Below are 15,202 nucleotides of genomic sequence, written 5' to 3'. Positions count from 1 at the left end.
GGAGAGGGGGCTATTGAGAAATTAATTAAAAAACGGAGATTCTCATGAGAGATTTACATAATAATATAAAAGCGGAAACGGCATTTAATACTTCAGCCATTTCTTCGGATACTACTACAAACGGTAATATAATAGATATGCAGGGCTTCGGTTCTATTGAGTTTGTTATCCAGTCGGGAACATTAACCGATGGAACTTACACCCCCTTGATACAAGAAGGCGATGAGTCAAATTTAAGTGATGCTACGGCTGTTGGCGATGCTGACCTTCTTGGCACTGAGGCTGATGCCGCATTTATAGCTACCGAGGATAATGCGGTAAAAAAGATCGGATATATCGGAAATAAACGATATGTAAGGCTGTCTATAGTTTCAGCAAGCACTACAAGCGGCGGTACTATTTCTGCCGTTTCAGTAAAATCTGATGCAGGTGATATGCCTGTAATGTAGTGGTGTTTTATGAAGGGGGGGCATTATTTGCTTCTCCCTTCATTTATAGGTTGAATGTCTTTATAGAATAAGTATAAATTATATTTATTTTATAAAACGGACGTTATATATGGATAATATCAGTGACAGTAAGTTTGCGGTGTGGCGAGGCTTGATAATAATGGCAAATATCGACGGGCATTTTTCACAACAGGAAAAAGAGTTCCTAGACGGTATTCACAGGTATGAGTTATTGACCGATGAGCAAAAGGAAATACTAAAACAAGATATAGAAACGCAAAACAAAGATTTTGATTCCGTATATAAGCAAATCACCGAAGTAAGAGATAGAGCATATCTGATAAACTTAACTCGTGTACTTTTTCATAAGGACGGAAAATTCTGTCCGACCGAACAGGAAACATTAAATAAAATAGATAGTGAGCATAAAAAAACCATTAATCTGGAAAAGATATTAAAAGAAGCCAAAGCGGTATCTATGGCAGATTTGGAGGTGCATAAAATAAAATTAGACGAAGCGGACGATATTCAAGGAGGCGGATATCTCGGTTTGGGATATATTTTTGATTTTATTACTGATAAATTAAGGGATAGAGGGCTGTATTAATATAAAGGTAGAGGCTTTTTTGGTTAGGGGATGTATTATGCCTCTACCTTTTTCGTTTAACGCCTTTAGTGAACAAGTTCCACTTCTTCGTCCATCATTGTATGGAAAGATTTTTCAAGGCGTTTTATTCTTTGATACATGTTGTTGCTCTTTTTCAAGAGTTCTTTTATCGTGCTGTTTAAATGAAAAAAGTTTAAATCGTCAATTTCAAAGCTTGAGTCATTACCCGGAATACAAAAATCCCGCTTGCTTAGTTCCTGCATTTTTATTTCGCCGCTTTCAATAGCTTTGCACATTAAAAGCCAGCTAAGAACTCCGGTAAGCTGTGTAGTAATCTTTGACATTGCTATAGTGTATAAAATGCTGTCTTCGCTCGATAGGTTGAGCTTGTCAACTCTGCCCCTAGTATTAAAATAATCACGTGAATATACTAAAAGAGATAAAGCCTCATTGTAGCTTTTTTGAGTAAATCTGAATATATTATTACTGTCTTGAATGTTTTCGTACATTCCAATAATCCCCATACTAATTTTCAATCTACATGTAACTAATGTATCACAAAAAATAACATGTGTCACTAAAAAATTCCATTTTGGCACAGTCTAAATGGTTTTTTCAACCCAAGGGTTGGTTAAGTAATGTTTATTAAATTAAATAGTTTATTTTATATTTTTAATATTTTAGATGAGGTATGCTATGTCCGCAAATAGGACAATCGTAGAAAATAAGATTGATGAATTTGCTAATGAAATAAAAAAGCAGTTTGAAGAAATCGGAAATGAAGTAAAGGAGCAATTGCTAAAAGATTTTGATAAAATATTAACAAATGATTTGGAAGGATTGAAAAATATACTATCCAAAGCGGTAATGAGTAAAAGTCAGGACATATTAAAAAATTCTTCAAATGAATTTCAGGATATCATAAATAAAGATTTCAACGGAACTATATTCGGCTCAATTCTGGCTGATGCGATATTGCCGAATATAACAAATACAAACAATAGCTCGGCAAGTCCTTCAAGAGATTTCAATCCGTCATCGGCACAACGCTTTTTAGATATGGCTAAGGCTCTTGCTAAAAGTCAGAGCCGTAACGGCTAATAATCAGGAGGTTATTCGCATGGTCTTGATAAGAATGCTTCAAACACGAAAGGGTACTGAAGACGGCTTTGTAGTAAAGCAGTTTTATGCCGGTACTGTTTACAGGGTAAGGGAAAATCTTGCCAGAACGTTTTTTGCAGCGGGATACGCTGAAAAAGTTAGTCAATAATCATATAATTTCGGAGAATAACATGAGTAATAAACCGGTATTGGAGCTGCATACGGCTCCGGCAATAGAACCCCTTACCCTAACGGAAGTAAAGACTTATTTGAAGGTGAATACAAGCGATGATGATGCTTTAATAACTAATCTTATAATTGCGGTAAGACAGGCAACTGAGAAATTCTTGAAAGTGTCACTGATTAGCCAAAGCCGGAAAATTTCCTATGATAAATACTGTCCTTCAGTTGTTAAGCTTGCTATGGGACCTGTACAGTCAATTACATCGGTAACCGCAGTGCAAAGGGACGAGGCAACATCGGTTATAAGTACAAATGCGTATTATTTAAGTGCCGGAAATCATAAGCTTATTTTTGATGCTAATGTCGTAAGCCATAGAGTCGAGATAATATATGTTGCAGGTTATGGGGATTTAGCCTCCGATGTGCCTAACCCTATTAAACAGGGAATGCTCTCACACATACTTGCAATATATGACGGCAGAGCCGGAGCAAATGTTATTCCTCCACAATCACAAACCCTTTACACACCTTATAAATTGCTAAGTATTTAGGGGGGAAATATGACAAAAAATAATGGTGATATAGCATCGCAAATGAGGCACGTAATTACATTCCAAAGCCAAGTGTTAACTGCGGATAACGCAGGGGGAAATACCATCGGCTGGACTGATTTTATGTCTGTTTGGGCTAAAATTGAGGATATATCTAAATCGGGCGGTCGCAATTTAGGTGCGGAAAAGACCTTTTCAGGACAGTTAAAAAATACACGCTCCTACAGGATAACCATACGCTACATAAGCGGAGTTACTACGGATATGAGAGTTTTGTTCGATAGCCGTGTTTTTAATATCAGAAGCGTTATTAATGTGAATGAAAGAAATGAAATGTTGCAGATATTCGCTGAGGAGGGAGTTACGGTATGACGGTCGATTGTTTATGGGAATTACAAAAAGCGGTTTATACGGCTTTAGATAACGATGTTACGATATCCGGTATTGTTAACGGTGTTTATAGCCATGTTGTGCAGGGTACATCATATCCGTATATAAAGATTAATATATCGGAGGCGGTTGACCGGTCTACAAAAACAACTACCGGAATAAAAGCCCGTTTAGCTTTAGAAACCTATTCAATGGAACGGGGGAATAAAGAAACCAATGATATATTAGCACAGATAAAGCAGGTTTTAGACGGAGCTACACTAGCAATGACAGGCTGCACCATGATAAGCGGCAGGTATGTTTTTAGTAATTCCGAACTAATGACTGACGGCTTAACATGGAAAGGCAATATAGTTTTTGATTTTTTAGTGCAAGAAGATTAATACAAAGAGGAACTTATGACGGCTCAAAAAGGCGATGATGTTATTTTAAAAGTTGGAAACGGAGCAACCCCGACTGAAGTTTTTACTGAAATTGGTGGCATGATTAATACCGACTTTATATTAAATAATAAAATAATTGAAGCAAATAACCTTATATCCGGTCAATATCGTAAAATTAACGGTCAAACCGGTGTAAAAAGCCTTGTTGTCAAGGGAAACGGTTATTTTACAGACAGTTCATCAGAAGAGTTGATGCGTGGGTATGCGTTTTCAGGTTCTAGCAATAATTATGAACTGCATTTCGGTAACGGGGATTATATTTCATGTGCCTTTGTAGTATCAAGTTATGAAAGAAAGGGACGGCTTGGAACGCAAGAAGATTTTGCAGTTGTTCTTGAAAGCGACGGTTATATTAACTTTACAAACGGGGCGTGATATTGTATAATACCACATTCTTGGAATGTGTTTTTTTCACTTCGGTTTAAGAGTAACTTGTAATATAATGTTAATATAGTTATGTTAATCTCTTAATGAAAATTCTAATAACGGGGTACTAATATTATGTCAATCGTAGAAAATATGGCCAAACATAGTGATGATATTGAGGCGGAAGTTAAAAACATGCAGGAAAAAATGGCTCTGTGTGAAAGCGGTGTAAAAATGCTTAATGCATCACAGGAAATGGCAATGTCAGATGAGATGATGGGATTAATGGAAATAATCGGCGACCCTGAAGTTCCTGAAAAAGAAAGGGTTATATTGGCTCGGTATATGGGCGAGATGATGAAAGATGACCCCACACAGGGGCTGGAAAAATACGCACAATACCTCGAAGGAGTGGCACAAGACCCTAAATATGCTGCAAGAAAGGATTATTATATAACCGTAGCCAAGGCATCAAGAGAGGTTAATAATTCACAAGTGTATAAGGATTATATAGTTGTTTATAACGAGTTTGAAAATGATAATTCGCCCGAAGCTGCCGAGGCAAGAAAAGCAACCGAACAAATGCAAAACAAGATGAAGCAGTGGTCGGAAGGCGGTCAATAATAAATATAAGTTTTAGTTCTAGGAGAGCTTGGTATGTGGATAAAAAATGATTCGATAATAGCTAAGGACAAACCTGCTGAGGGTTTGTCAGGTGGCTTTTTGGGTGGTTCGAAGGCACCGACTGCCGCTAAGGTCGCCGCTCCTGTTACGGTTGATTCTGATGCAGAAAGGCTTGCAAAATTACAGTCACAAAAACTTATTGCAAAAGAAGAGGCGGATATTGAGAGTCTTTTGTTAAAAAAAGCTAATGCTAAGAAAGGACAGGAGCAACTGGAAAAGGCAGGAAAACCGGATGCTACCGATGTTGCACAAAATCTTGGTAGTTCGGGAATTAATTTAGGGATTGGTGTTTCTACGCTTTTGCTAGCGGCTCTTATTCCGCCGCTGGGAATACCGCTTACCCTTGCGGCAGCAGGATTTCTTGCAAAGGGAAGTTTTCAAGGTCTTAGTGGTGTCTTGGGGGCTGCCGAAGTTGCAGGAGGTGCTATAGAAGGTGCAGCTAAATCAGCCGGTAAAACCGCAGAGTCTTTGGGCAAAGCTGCCGGAGCTGCAAAAGATAATGTTGTAGCAACGGGAAAAGCTGTAGGGAAAGGTGCTTATACCGTAGGAAAAGGTGCGACATCTGCTGCCGGTGCCACCGGGAAAGCTGCCAGAAGCTTGTATAATAAGGCGAGGGGTAAAAACAAGAATAAGCTTGAGTATGATTCGGGAGGAGATGGTGTTTTCCGTGAACATGAGAATGCCGGAAAAAATACTGGAGGGGACGGATTTGGATTTAAAAGCGATGCTCCAACAGGTAGTCCTCCGTTTTCTGTAGGTGGAAGTGGTAGTGAAGTTACAACTCCGTCTAAGCTTTTGCAAATGGTGGAAAAAGGTAATCAGGATGTTATAGACAGAGTGCGGAGTCAAGATCCTGCAATTATAGCTATTATGGCTAATACCCCTGAAGATGTGCTTAAGAATATATATGATATGTCGGGATTTGATGAAGAAACTAGAGGCAAAATAAATGAAAAAGTTTCTCAAAAACGGTTAGAAAATGAAGCTAATAAAGTTGAAGAGGCTGGCAAAACTCAAAAAGTAGAAGGAACCGCTAAAGTTCCTCGTGAGACAAACGGTAACCTGAGTGAAGAAACTGCTAGTGTTAAGGCAGTGGCTCGAGAAAAGGAGGTGGGTAAAGGTATATCAAACAAAAAACAAGGATCAGCCCCAACTTTTGTTAATAAGTCGTCGGATAGTGGGAGTCGAAAAATTTCTTAACCACTTCGTCAATATTTAATTGGCTTTGCGGTATTCTATAAATATATATCATGTCGTTTCCTGAAATGCGTATGTAAATTATAGAGGAATCTGCGGCAATTTGAACAGGATTACCCTATAATTTTGTTACACAAAATTCGGGTAATGACGTAAAACTATAGTATTTCTAATTTTTAATAACGAAATTGTACGTTTAATGGTTGATTTGTCACCCTGAACTTGTTTCAGGGTCTTTTTAAAGTAGAATGAGATGCTGAAATAAATTCAGCATGACAAAATCTATCTATAATGAACACTCCCGAGTCTTTGGCATTCCTAACTAAGTATAGATTTTAGTTTTTGTTTTGTCACCCCGTTATAAAAACGGGGTGACATTAAACCCTAGCAGAAGAGAACGTTTTCTTTGCAAATTTAGAAAAACTCTTCTTCAAACTATGACTTATCTATACTTAGTGAGGAATGCCGAGTCTTTTTATAAAAATTTGACTTCTTAAAAAAATATATTTATATAAAATTAAAAGAATGAAATTTATTAAGAAAGTTTATATATGCAAAGACAAAATCAATTGCCAAGCAGGGCAAATACATATCAAGATATAACATTATATCAGTCGTCAGTTGTTGAAAATTCTATTGATGCGTGGGTTGATGACATTGCTGTTAATTCGGGCAGTAAGGGCTTGTCTATGGCGGCGTTTAAAGCCGTATCTGACAGGCAGGCGTATGAGACTAAAGAGCTGCAAAGTGAGATGAAGTCAAATAATATATTTGAATCGGTAAAAGCCTTAAGGGATATATATACAGATGAAAATCCTGCCGAGAAATTCAGAATGAATAATGTGAACCCTTCGGAAATAAGAGCTGTTATCAATAAATATATTAATAGCACAGGAAAGTTAAAAGCACACGAAGCCGAGCTTGCGAGGAGAAATGAGCCTATACAAAGAGCGTTTGGTGTTGAATTTGCATCAGCACCTCCGGCAGAAGATGAGATTTCGGCAAAACCTGCCGCAAATCAGAATCTGCAAGTTCCGCTAGAGCCTCCTGTTATGTTGCCGGCAAAAAAAGACAAACCAAAATCAAAAGATTTATATGAAGCCGCTGAAAATAATGACCTTGAGGGAATTAAGGGCTTTTTAAAAAGTGGCGTGAATGTAAATAAGCGTTTTTATCGTGATTATGAAACTTATTCAGAATCTGATTTAACGCCTTTGCATGGGGCTGCCAGAAATAATAATGCTGAGGCAATAGAATTGTTATTAAAAAACGGGGCTAATTTACATGTGGGCAGTACTAGAACTAGAAATGACGGCACAAAGTTTGAGGGAATCACTCCCCTGCATTTGGCAGCAATTCATAACAGTGCTGACGCAATAAACGCATTAGCTGCACAAGGTGCTAATTTACATGCCGGCAGGACTGCAACTTTCATTAACGGCGAAAAACGTGAGGGAACTACTCCTCTGCATGAGGCAGCACAAAATAATAAGGTTAACGCAATAAACGCATTAGCTGCACAAGGTGCTAATTTAAACATAGGTGAGACTATTTTTAGTAAAGGCGAAAAAATTGAAGGAATTACTCCCCTGCATGGGGCGGCAATGAATAACAGTGCTGACGCAATAAATGCATTAGCTGCACAAGGTGCCAATTTACATGCTGGTATTACTAAAACTGAAAATAACTGCAAAAAAATTGAGGGAACCACTCCCCTGCATGAGGCGGCAAAAAATAACAAAATTGACGCAATAAACGCATTAGCTACACAAGGTGCTAATTTAAATATAGGCAGGACTGTAACTTTAAATAACGGTGAAAAACTTGAGGGAACCACTCCCCTGCATGAGGCGGCGATGGTTAACAGTGCTGACGCAATAAACGCATTAGCTACACAAGGTGCTAATTTAAATGCTAAAGATAATAAAGGATACACCCCTCTCAGTTTTGCGGTTTTTCAAGAACAAATTGATGCTGCCGTTCAAATTAAAAAAGCTGGTGGTGAGCTTGGTAATTCAGAGCAATGCTTACCTAAGCTTAACAGAATGCTGACAGATACTATTGAGCAAAGAGGTGTAACTGACACAGATAAGATAAGAGATCTATTTTTCATCGGGGCAGAAATGCCTGATTTGCAGGGTATGGCTATAGCCCCTAAAACCATGTTAAAAGAAATTTATCAACAAGCAAAACAAATCCCCATCGAAAGACCAAACAGAGATAGAGAACAAGAGCCTGTAAGGCAACCGACCGGATTTGCACAAGCAGAAAATGCAAGACGGCAAGTGCAAAATAATCAGGCGGAGTGCTGTGTAATAATGTAAGCTGTTCTAATATGAAAGGGAGAGGGGATAAGTAAAAGATCACTGCACAATAACTTTCATTAAGTAAATTGATATTCTGATATTAATCGTGTATTATTATTTATTATGTTAATAACAATTTTTGTGAAAACGTGGTAGATATATTAAAAATACCTTTTCCTCAGGGGTACTATAAAAAAGACGGGTGGCTTGATAGCATTATAAGCCATTATGGCGAGAAACAGGGCAGGCTGGCTGTTGAAGTAATGCAGCTGCCGATATCTTTGCTCACAGAATCAATGTATGATGTGGTGGAAATATACGGGGATTTTCCTGAAATCGTATATAAAGCACTCGGACAAACAATTGATCCCCTATTTGAGCCTGAAGAATATCAAGAAAAAGTTTATAATGTATTATATGACGCTGGTATAAAAGAAAATAGACCGCTATTAGTCAAATATGCCGACGGGCTGCTGAATATAAGGCTTTTGTTCCAAAAAGACCGCAGCTTTTATAATAACAAGTTCCCCGAAGAAGTAATGGAAGCGGGCTATGAAGAACTTGCGGAAGTAATTAGCGATATTACCAAAATTCATGTTAATCAGTTCAGGAAAATAATAGCCGGCAGGACTGAGTAATTAATTTTCGATTTTAATAAAAAATTAAGGTTGTTTGTAATATAATGTTACTCATGATATAATAATCGGGGGAGAAAGATATGTCAGCAGTAACCAAAGAAACGCCGGATAATATAATTGAAAAAAGCGAAAAAATTCAAGCTAAAGGTGCAGATGTACGTGTGAAAAATCCTATACAATTCGGCGGTAAAGATGTTGCTATGTTGCAGCAGCCAAGCCCCGACAGACCGATTAATGATAATAAAATAATAGAACAAGATGTTATGAAGGCTAAAAGTTCGGAAAGAGCAAATGTTGTTCAGTTTAAACCGAAGATACAACAAGCAATAACAGAGAATTTAAAGGGTGCAACACGAGAAGAAGGTCAGGACAAAAAAGGGATACAAAATAACTCACCTGATGAACCGGATAGAACAAGATAACATTAGGTAAATATCAACTAGGTAAGGAAAAGTAATGAAAGAGTCTAATGAATGTATCATACCAATAGGATTCTACGACTCGCATAAATGGTGCGAAAATATCGTTAATCACTACAGTAATGCGGATTTTCCTCAGGAAACATTGCAGTATCCGGTAGAGGCACTTACAGCCAGTTTTGCTAATATCATAAATGTTTACGGTAATTATCCCCATGATGTGAAGATACTTTTTTCTCAAGCAACTAATCCGCTATTCGAACCGCATGAATATGTAAAGCAGATTTATAGCGTAATAAAACAACAGGCTATGTCTAAAAAAGACCCTTACATAGACGCTGTAGCAGAAAGCCTTTATTATATAAGAATTCTTTTTGAACAGGATAAAGACTATATCCTTATGCATTTTGAAGAAGAAATCGGAAAAATATATAATTGTCAGGGTGAGCAATGTATAGATAAATTCGCTAAATATTTGCATAAAATAGTGAAAATACATGCAAATCAGGTCTGTAATATGGTTAGTGAATATTGTGTTGAAAGTGTATAATCGGTAACAATTTGCAAAATAGCTCTAAGCCTCCATTCGGGGGCTTTTTTTATTAGGAATTGCACGCTTAATGGTTGAATCTTTGTAATTATTTGTTTTTGTCATGCTGAATTTATTTCAGCATCTCATTTTACTTTAAATAGACCCTGAAACAAGTTCAGGGTGACATTCCGTTTTTATTTTTATAGGAGAGAAATTATGTCGGGGTTTCATGAAATACAATTCCCTTCGGATATATCATACGGCTCATCAGGAGGACCGGAGTTTTCAACCGATGTTATTATAACCCATAGCGGCTATGAGCAACGGAATGTAAACTGGTCGGACGCAAGAGCCGTTTATAATGTAAGCCACGGTATCAAGACGCAAGGGCAGTTAGATAGCCTTATAGCGTTCTTTAGAGCAAGGCAGGGAAGGGCGTATGGCTTCAGGTTTAAAGACTGGAGCGATTACAATATCACCGGGCAGCAAATAGGAATTGGGGACGATTCTACAACACAGTTCCAACTGGTAAAGCAATATGTAAGTTCACCTGCTACAATAACGAGGAGTATTAAAAAACCGGTTTTAGGTACTGTAAATGTTTATATAGATGATGTTGAGCAGATGTCGGGTGTTAGTGTCGATAGCACTACGGGGATAGTAACTTTTACTACTCCCCCTGTGCAAGATGAAGTGGTTACCGCAGATTTTGAGTTTGATGTGCCTGTAAGGTTTGATACCGACCGCCTGTCTGCATCGCTGGATAGCTATGGGGTAAATAGCTGGAACAATATTCCCATTGTTGAAATCAGGATATGATAAAGAGGTGAAAAATGAAAATTATATCAAGTAATCTGGCTTCACATATTTCTTCTGAAGTAATGACGCTGGCTACCTGCTGGAAGCTTAGCAGAAGAGACGGTACTATTATGGGCTTTACAGACCATAATGAAAATATAATATATAATAGCGTGACATACCTTGCCTCAAGCGGCTTTACTCCTTCAGCGGTCGCAAATAATTCCGAACTTGCCGTAGATAATATGGATATCGAAGGGGTGATAGATAGCTTTGCAATAAAAGAAGAAGATATAAAAGCCGGATTATATGATTATGCACAAATAGAAGTGTTCATGGTAAATTATAATGACTTAACTCAGGGAGATATAAATCTTAGAACCGGCTGGCTAGGCGAAATGAAATTCAGTAAGAATAGGTTCGCAATAGAGGTTAGGGGGCTGATGCAAAGCTTAACGCAAGGAATCGGTCAGCTTTACTCGCCATCATGCCGTGCGGAGCTTGGTGACTTGCGTTGCGGAGTTAATTTAACCGGTTATACCGTGACAGGTAGTGTAACATCGGCGACAAATAATCAGATATTTTCAGATTCGACAAGAGCTGAAGATGATGCATATTTCGATTTCGGTAAAATAACGTTTACAAGCGGGTTAAATAACGGTCTTTCAATGGAAGTCAAAGAATTTAGAGACAAAATAATAACTCTTGTCCTGCCGTTACCTTACACTATAGTAGTAAGTGACACTTATAGTTTAATAGCAGGATGCGATAAAAACTTAAACACATGCATCTCAAAGTTTAGCAATGCCGCTAATTTTAGAGGGGAACCGCATGTACCAGGTATTGACAAAATGCTTGAGACGGCCGGTACAAAGAATAATTAATAAAAAATAATTGCCTTTTTTTGTAACATATTATAAGTTGCAGGTTAAGAAGGATTTTTTTAAATTATTTAGGTCTTATGTTTGTTTGGAGCGGATTTTTTGCAGGTTTAGGTTCGGTGCTTTCTTTTGGCTGTGCTAAAAAATCATCTTATCCGCTGGTTTCTTCACAGAAAGTGACGGAAGATGACTGGAGAAGGGTGGCAAAGGATATAAGCCTTGCAATTAAAAATTATAAACCGGAAGAAAAAAATGGCGATGGCGATGCGTAAAGTACACTCAGGCAGTTCTAAAAACAAAAATAGAAGAAATAATCGCCGTTATAATAACGGTAATGTTAGACCTGCTGCAAATTCTAATAGTAATGTTGTTGTCCAAGCGTCTATTCTGCCTTCCCCTACGATCTTGCAGGAATATGAATATGCAACTGAAGGAGCTGCCGACCGCATATTGGAAATGGCGGAAGTCGAGCAGGACAGAAGGCATGACTGGGAAGAAGAATATCTGAGATTCTACAAAAAAAGCCTACGAATAGGTCAGCTTTTCGGCTTTGTTCTATTACTTTCCGTAATCCTTTCATGTGTTTATCTAGCAACGAACGGTCATGAGCATGTTGCGGTTTATCTTGCGTTAATAGCTTTCTTTTCAGTAGCTCTATCTAGCTTGTTCGATTCTATAGGACGTAAGAAACATAGCAGACGTCCGTCACGTTCAAGGAAACAATAATCTTTTTGAAAATATAGGAATCTCTGCAAATTGGAGTTTTTTTGTCCCCTCTCCCGTATATGGGGAGGGTGGTGACACATGCATGTATAACAAACACTTGCGAGTTTTTACCCCTCGCAAAAACACTTCGTGTTTTTAACTCTCCCTCAAGGGGAGAGTAGTTTTTTTAGTAAAAAGAAAACTATTCAACTTTTTTTATTTATCTTTGAGGTGGTTATGGTTAACCGCAATGATATAGTCGTTGAGGCTAGAAGCTGGATAGGTACGCGTTTTCATCATCAGGGAAGGGTAAAAAAATCATCTAATGATAAAGGGGGAGTAGACTGTATAGGTCTTATCCTTGGTGTTGCTGAGGCTGTCGGGATAACGCATAACGGAATTAGCTATTATAATTACGACAAAAGGGAATATGCAAAAGTTCCCGATAATGACAGGTTGAAGCTATCCTTTCAAAAATATTTAAAAGAAATAGATACGGCAGATGTAAAATCAGGTGATATATTAATGTTTAAATTTGACAAGGAACCTCAGCATGTTGGATTTGTAGTAAAAGAAAAAAAATATATAAATCTGATACATTGCTATATGCAGGCAAGGGGAGTAGTGGAGCATAGGCTTGATGAATACTGGAAAAACAGGATTGTTACGGCATTTGCTTTTTTAGATTGAAAAACATAACAAAAACTTGACCACAGGTTTAAAATATGATAAAGTATGAAAAGTTCAGGTAGGAACTTTAGGAGATATAAAAGGTATTTAATTATGAAAATTCTATATTCTATTCTTATTCTTTCAGTACTTTCCGGCTGTGCATCAGTTGTATCGGGAGGTCGTCAAAACGTAACAGTATTAACTCCGGGCATTGAGGGGGCAAGTTGTAGCCTTACCGATAGTGCGGGCAGGGTTTGGTATGTGGAGGAAACTCCCGGCACTGCTCTGGTAAAAAGAGGGGACGGACCTATAACGGTCATTTGCCACAAAGAAGGCTATGAAAAAGGTGTCGGTCAAATAGAAGAAAAACTTGCGGGAGCTAATTACGGAAATCTGGCTTTAGGACCTGCCGCACCGATCGGTTATCTGGTAGACGGTTTTAGCGGCTCTGCACAAAAATATGAAACTATTGTAGAAATAGATCTTACACAGTCTGAAGAGAAAAAGCCTTGGGACGAATAATAAATCTTTTTACTTAGGATTGTAAAAAGCCCTATTATATATGATAGGGCTTTTTTTTATACGTTATTGTAAAATTATTACTTTTACTTTTAAATAATAGATTGTAAAAAGGTTGCATGCGTAGATTTTTTTTGCTTATTATTGTTCTATTTCTAGTTGCCGGATGTGCTGCGTTTGAAGCTGCCAAGCTTGCCAGAACCCAGACTATATTAGTCAAAACTCCATATGCCGAAGGGGCTAAATGCAGCATAACCGATGCCAGAGGGCGTTCTTGGAGTGTAAGAAAAACCCCTTCCAGTGTACCTGTTGAAGACGGACATTCGCCGTTACATGTTGTCTGTAAGAAAAAAGGGCATAAAACTACAACTATGACAGTGCGTGAAACGAAAGAAGAATTGCTTACAATAGACGGTGAGCGTGTTTCTGTAGGTATATACGACCAGTTTCCTGTGAAAATGCCTAGGCTTATACCGACGGCTATAAAGGAAGCTTCCAGCTTTGTGCTTGACCCTACCGGTAATATTTCAACAAAATATCCTGAGGAAATAATTGTTTGGATGGAGCCTGAGAAGTGGGAGTCTAAAGAGCAAATGGTAGCTTGGGCATATGATAGAGAAATTGAGGGAAATAGGGATTTTATTGAAGAAGAAGAAGACAGAATCAAAGATGAAAAGCGTAAAGAGATTAGGCGTATAAAAAAGAATGCACGAGAAGAAAAGCGTAAAGAACTATATGAGAAAAGTATAGATGTAGCTAAAAAGGCTTTAGATGTTGAAACTTATGTGGAGTTCACCAAAACAGGAGTCGGCTATACTTTTGATAAAACAGCCGCAGTATCAAAAGGTGCGGTTGACACCGGAACTATAGCCCTTGTAGGGACGGGACAGATAGCCCAAGAAGTGGGGGAGGGGCTGTCTGATATGTCTGATACGGTTGATATTAAAGGCGGAATCGATTGGTTAAAAGCAAAAAGCGAAGAGTATAATATCCCTTGGAACTTGTCTGAAGATAGCAAGTGGAAGCATTATAAAGACAGTAAACTTAAAAAATCAAAATGGGTTCCAAACTGGCTTAACTTGAGGCATTCAACCGTTAGTAAGGTGGGTAATATGGGGCGAGCAAATTATAATAATGAAATTGAAGATAGTGCGGAAGTTGTGGATGTCGAAGAAATAAAACCCTTAGGTGATATTCCGCCTTGGATATCGGAAAGCCGACCTGCGGTAGAGGAGTAAAAAAATTAACGCCACAATAAGTTTTGCTACTTTTTTAAAGCATATTTTGTATATTTTAACGGTTTTATTCTTGCAGTCATGTTCGGTTATTATGGCAACCGGTGTGGATAGGATAAACACTACTAAAATTGAGTTAAGTTCATATAAATCATCTGTAGTAAAGTTAAAAAGACATTCAATTGAGAGCGTTAGAGGAAATCCCATTAAAACTTCAGTTCTGAGTGATGGAAACGAGCTGGCGGTATATATGTTTAAAGAATATGGCGATGAGGGAAGTTTGCTTAGAGCCGGCGGACACGTTGTTATGAATGTTATTACCGTAGGTTTATGGGAGCTTGTGGGAACCCCGATAGAACATGGTATAAACACCTTTAAGGGACGAGAATTTCGTTCATCTGTTATTTATAATCAAAACAATGAAGCGGTCGATGTTAGGCTTGAGCAAAAAGTCCTTAATACAATGGACATAGTGGTGGACTTTAAGAATGAAAGATATCGTATAATCGGTAGATAGTTATTCCCC

At 38.0% G+C, this 15,202-nt stretch carries 23 protein-coding genes; 22 read left to right on the top strand and 1 reads right to left on the bottom strand.

Features of this window, described 5'->3' with window-relative positions; all coding sequences use genetic code 11:
- The first annotated feature begins 44 nt into the window (after positions 1-44).
- Complete coding sequence (locus O2942_00915) at positions 45-449, top strand: hypothetical protein (protein MDA0780809.1); 405 nt, start codon at positions 45-47, stop codon at positions 447-449.
- A 109-nt stretch (positions 450-558) separates the two neighbouring features.
- A complete protein-coding gene (locus tag O2942_00910) occupies positions 559-1,056 on the top strand; it encodes a hypothetical protein (GenBank protein ID MDA0780808.1) in 498 nt (165 codons plus the stop codon).
- 65 nt (positions 1,057-1,121) lie between these two features.
- Here the strand turns inward: O2942_00910 and O2942_00905 are convergent, their stop codons facing one another.
- The gene (locus O2942_00905) at positions 1,122-1,565 is read right to left on the bottom strand and encodes a DUF1465 family protein (protein ID MDA0780807.1); all 444 of its coding nucleotides are present in this window, start codon (positions 1,563-1,565) and stop codon (positions 1,122-1,124) included.
- Between the two features lie 187 nt (positions 1,566-1,752).
- Here O2942_00905 and O2942_00900 point away from each other — a divergent pair, with 187 nt between their 5' ends.
- The 20 genes from O2942_00900 to O2942_00805 all read left to right on the top strand — a co-directional run bounded on the left by O2942_00900 (position 1,753) and on the right by O2942_00805 (position 15,193).
- A complete protein-coding gene (locus O2942_00900) occupies positions 1,753-2,157 on the top strand; it encodes a hypothetical protein (protein MDA0780806.1) in 405 nt (134 codons plus the stop codon).
- A complete protein-coding gene (locus tag O2942_00895) occupies positions 2,129-2,326 on the top strand; it encodes a hypothetical protein (protein ID MDA0780805.1) in 198 nt (65 codons plus the stop codon). The genes O2942_00900 and O2942_00895 overlap by 29 nt, the downstream gene beginning before the upstream one ends.
- A gap of 22 nt (positions 2,327-2,348) precedes the next feature.
- On the top strand, positions 2,349-2,891 hold the full coding sequence (locus O2942_00890) for a head-tail connector protein (protein MDA0780804.1): 543 nt from the start codon (positions 2,349-2,351) through the stop codon (positions 2,889-2,891).
- A gap of 9 nt (positions 2,892-2,900) precedes the next feature.
- Positions 2,901-3,263 (top strand): phage head closure protein, encoded by a 363-nt coding sequence (locus O2942_00885; GenBank protein ID MDA0780803.1) that lies wholly within the window; start codon positions 2,901-2,903, stop codon positions 3,261-3,263.
- Positions 3,260-3,664, top strand: coding sequence for a DUF3168 domain-containing protein (locus tag O2942_00880; protein MDA0780802.1), 405 nt, complete (start codon positions 3,260-3,262; stop codon positions 3,662-3,664). The genes O2942_00885 and O2942_00880 overlap by 4 nt, the downstream gene beginning before the upstream one ends.
- Positions 3,665-3,679: 15 nt before the next feature.
- The gene (locus O2942_00875) at positions 3,680-4,099 is read left to right on the top strand and encodes a phage tail tube protein (protein MDA0780801.1); all 420 of its coding nucleotides are present in this window, start codon (positions 3,680-3,682) and stop codon (positions 4,097-4,099) included.
- A 126-nt stretch (positions 4,100-4,225) separates the two neighbouring features.
- Positions 4,226-4,714, top strand: coding sequence for a hypothetical protein (locus O2942_00870; GenBank protein MDA0780800.1), 489 nt, complete (start codon positions 4,226-4,228; stop codon positions 4,712-4,714).
- Between the two features lie 33 nt (positions 4,715-4,747).
- Complete coding sequence (locus tag O2942_00865; protein MDA0780799.1) at positions 4,748-5,974, top strand: hypothetical protein; 1,227 nt, start codon at positions 4,748-4,750, stop codon at positions 5,972-5,974.
- Between the two features lie 548 nt (positions 5,975-6,522).
- Positions 6,523-8,295: an ankyrin repeat domain-containing protein gene (locus O2942_00860; protein ID MDA0780798.1), complete on the top strand. Its 1,773-nt coding sequence runs from the start codon at positions 6,523-6,525 to the stop codon at positions 8,293-8,295.
- A 131-nt stretch (positions 8,296-8,426) separates the two neighbouring features.
- A complete protein-coding gene (locus O2942_00855) occupies positions 8,427-8,915 on the top strand; it encodes a hypothetical protein (protein ID MDA0780797.1) in 489 nt (162 codons plus the stop codon).
- Positions 8,916-8,995: 80 nt separating this feature from the next.
- Positions 8,996-9,337: a hypothetical protein gene (locus tag O2942_00850; protein ID MDA0780796.1), complete on the top strand. Its 342-nt coding sequence runs from the start codon at positions 8,996-8,998 to the stop codon at positions 9,335-9,337.
- A gap of 34 nt (positions 9,338-9,371) precedes the next feature.
- Positions 9,372-9,884, top strand: coding sequence for a hypothetical protein (locus O2942_00845; protein ID MDA0780795.1), 513 nt, complete (start codon positions 9,372-9,374; stop codon positions 9,882-9,884).
- Positions 9,885-10,082: 198 nt separating this feature from the next.
- On the top strand, positions 10,083-10,685 hold the full coding sequence (locus tag O2942_00840; protein ID MDA0780794.1) for a DUF2460 domain-containing protein: 603 nt from the start codon (positions 10,083-10,085) through the stop codon (positions 10,683-10,685).
- Between the two features lie 14 nt (positions 10,686-10,699).
- Entirely contained in the window at positions 10,700-11,548 is an 849-nt protein-coding gene (locus O2942_00835; GenBank protein MDA0780793.1) for a DUF2163 domain-containing protein, read from the top strand.
- Between the two features lie 77 nt (positions 11,549-11,625).
- On the top strand, positions 11,626-11,817 hold the full coding sequence (locus O2942_00830) for a hypothetical protein (GenBank protein ID MDA0780792.1): 192 nt from the start codon (positions 11,626-11,628) through the stop codon (positions 11,815-11,817).
- Positions 11,810-12,271: a DUF2335 domain-containing protein gene (locus tag O2942_00825; GenBank protein MDA0780791.1), complete on the top strand. Its 462-nt coding sequence runs from the start codon at positions 11,810-11,812 to the stop codon at positions 12,269-12,271. The genes O2942_00830 and O2942_00825 overlap by 8 nt, the downstream gene beginning before the upstream one ends.
- A gap of 216 nt (positions 12,272-12,487) precedes the next feature.
- On the top strand, positions 12,488-12,940 hold the full coding sequence (locus tag O2942_00820) for an NlpC/P60 family protein (protein ID MDA0780790.1): 453 nt from the start codon (positions 12,488-12,490) through the stop codon (positions 12,938-12,940).
- Positions 12,941-13,033: 93 nt separating this feature from the next.
- Positions 13,034-13,444, top strand: a complete 411-nt coding sequence (locus tag O2942_00815; protein MDA0780789.1) for a hypothetical protein — start codon at positions 13,034-13,036, stop codon at positions 13,442-13,444.
- Positions 13,445-13,560: 116 nt separating this feature from the next.
- The gene (locus tag O2942_00810; GenBank protein MDA0780788.1) at positions 13,561-14,679 is read left to right on the top strand and encodes a hypothetical protein; all 1,119 of its coding nucleotides are present in this window, start codon (positions 13,561-13,563) and stop codon (positions 14,677-14,679) included.
- A 70-nt stretch (positions 14,680-14,749) separates the two neighbouring features.
- The gene (locus O2942_00805; protein ID MDA0780787.1) at positions 14,750-15,193 is read left to right on the top strand and encodes a hypothetical protein; all 444 of its coding nucleotides are present in this window, start codon (positions 14,750-14,752) and stop codon (positions 15,191-15,193) included.
- Positions 15,194-15,202 lie beyond the last annotated feature (9 nt).

It is taken from the genome of Pseudomonadota bacterium (assembly GCA_027620075.1).
Classification (GTDB): domain Bacteria; phylum Pseudomonadota; class Alphaproteobacteria; order Rickettsiales; family UBA6187; genus 1-14-0-20-39-49.
The sequence above is the reverse complement of the archived record's forward strand: the minus strand, read 5'-3'. Positions and strand labels throughout refer to the sequence as shown.

What these genes read in the sequence shown, in the direction of transcription:
- O2942_00840 (MDA0780794.1), top strand. Translation starts at nt 10,083, where the DNA reads ATGTCGGGGTTTCATGAAATACAATTCCCTTCGGATATATCATACGGC.
- O2942_00910 (MDA0780808.1), top strand. Translation starts at nt 559, where the DNA reads ATGGATAATATCAGTGACAGTAAGTTTGCGGTGTGGCGAGGCTTGATA.
- O2942_00830 (MDA0780792.1), top strand. Translation starts at nt 11,626, where the DNA reads ATGTTTGTTTGGAGCGGATTTTTTGCAGGTTTAGGTTCGGTGCTTTCT.
- O2942_00885 (MDA0780803.1), top strand. Translation starts at nt 2,901, where the DNA reads ATGACAAAAAATAATGGTGATATAGCATCGCAAATGAGGCACGTAATT.
- O2942_00905 (MDA0780807.1), bottom strand. Translation starts at nt 1,565, where the DNA reads ATGTACGAAAACATTCAAGACAGTAATAATATATTCAGATTTACTCAA.
- O2942_00880 (MDA0780802.1), top strand. Translation starts at nt 3,260, where the DNA reads ATGACGGTCGATTGTTTATGGGAATTACAAAAAGCGGTTTATACGGCT.
- O2942_00825 (MDA0780791.1), top strand. Translation starts at nt 11,810, where the DNA reads ATGCGTAAAGTACACTCAGGCAGTTCTAAAAACAAAAATAGAAGAAAT.
- O2942_00915 (MDA0780809.1), top strand. Translation starts at nt 45, where the DNA reads ATGAGAGATTTACATAATAATATAAAAGCGGAAACGGCATTTAATACT.
- O2942_00890 (MDA0780804.1), top strand. Translation starts at nt 2,349, where the DNA reads ATGAGTAATAAACCGGTATTGGAGCTGCATACGGCTCCGGCAATAGAA.
- O2942_00860 (MDA0780798.1), top strand. Translation starts at nt 6,523, where the DNA reads ATGCAAAGACAAAATCAATTGCCAAGCAGGGCAAATACATATCAAGAT.
- O2942_00850 (MDA0780796.1), top strand. Translation starts at nt 8,996, where the DNA reads ATGTCAGCAGTAACCAAAGAAACGCCGGATAATATAATTGAAAAAAGC.
- O2942_00815 (MDA0780789.1), top strand. Translation starts at nt 13,034, where the DNA reads ATGAAAATTCTATATTCTATTCTTATTCTTTCAGTACTTTCCGGCTGT.
- O2942_00835 (MDA0780793.1), top strand. Translation starts at nt 10,700, where the DNA reads ATGAAAATTATATCAAGTAATCTGGCTTCACATATTTCTTCTGAAGTA.
- O2942_00820 (MDA0780790.1), top strand. Translation starts at nt 12,488, where the DNA reads ATGGTTAACCGCAATGATATAGTCGTTGAGGCTAGAAGCTGGATAGGT.
- O2942_00900 (MDA0780806.1), top strand. Translation starts at nt 1,753, where the DNA reads ATGTCCGCAAATAGGACAATCGTAGAAAATAAGATTGATGAATTTGCT.
- O2942_00870 (MDA0780800.1), top strand. Translation starts at nt 4,226, where the DNA reads ATGTCAATCGTAGAAAATATGGCCAAACATAGTGATGATATTGAGGCG.
- O2942_00845 (MDA0780795.1), top strand. Translation starts at nt 9,372, where the DNA reads ATGAAAGAGTCTAATGAATGTATCATACCAATAGGATTCTACGACTCG.
- O2942_00810 (MDA0780788.1), top strand. Translation starts at nt 13,561, where the DNA reads ATGCGTAGATTTTTTTTGCTTATTATTGTTCTATTTCTAGTTGCCGGA.
- O2942_00875 (MDA0780801.1), top strand. Translation starts at nt 3,680, where the DNA reads ATGACGGCTCAAAAAGGCGATGATGTTATTTTAAAAGTTGGAAACGGA.
- O2942_00865 (MDA0780799.1), top strand. Translation starts at nt 4,748, where the DNA reads ATGTGGATAAAAAATGATTCGATAATAGCTAAGGACAAACCTGCTGAG.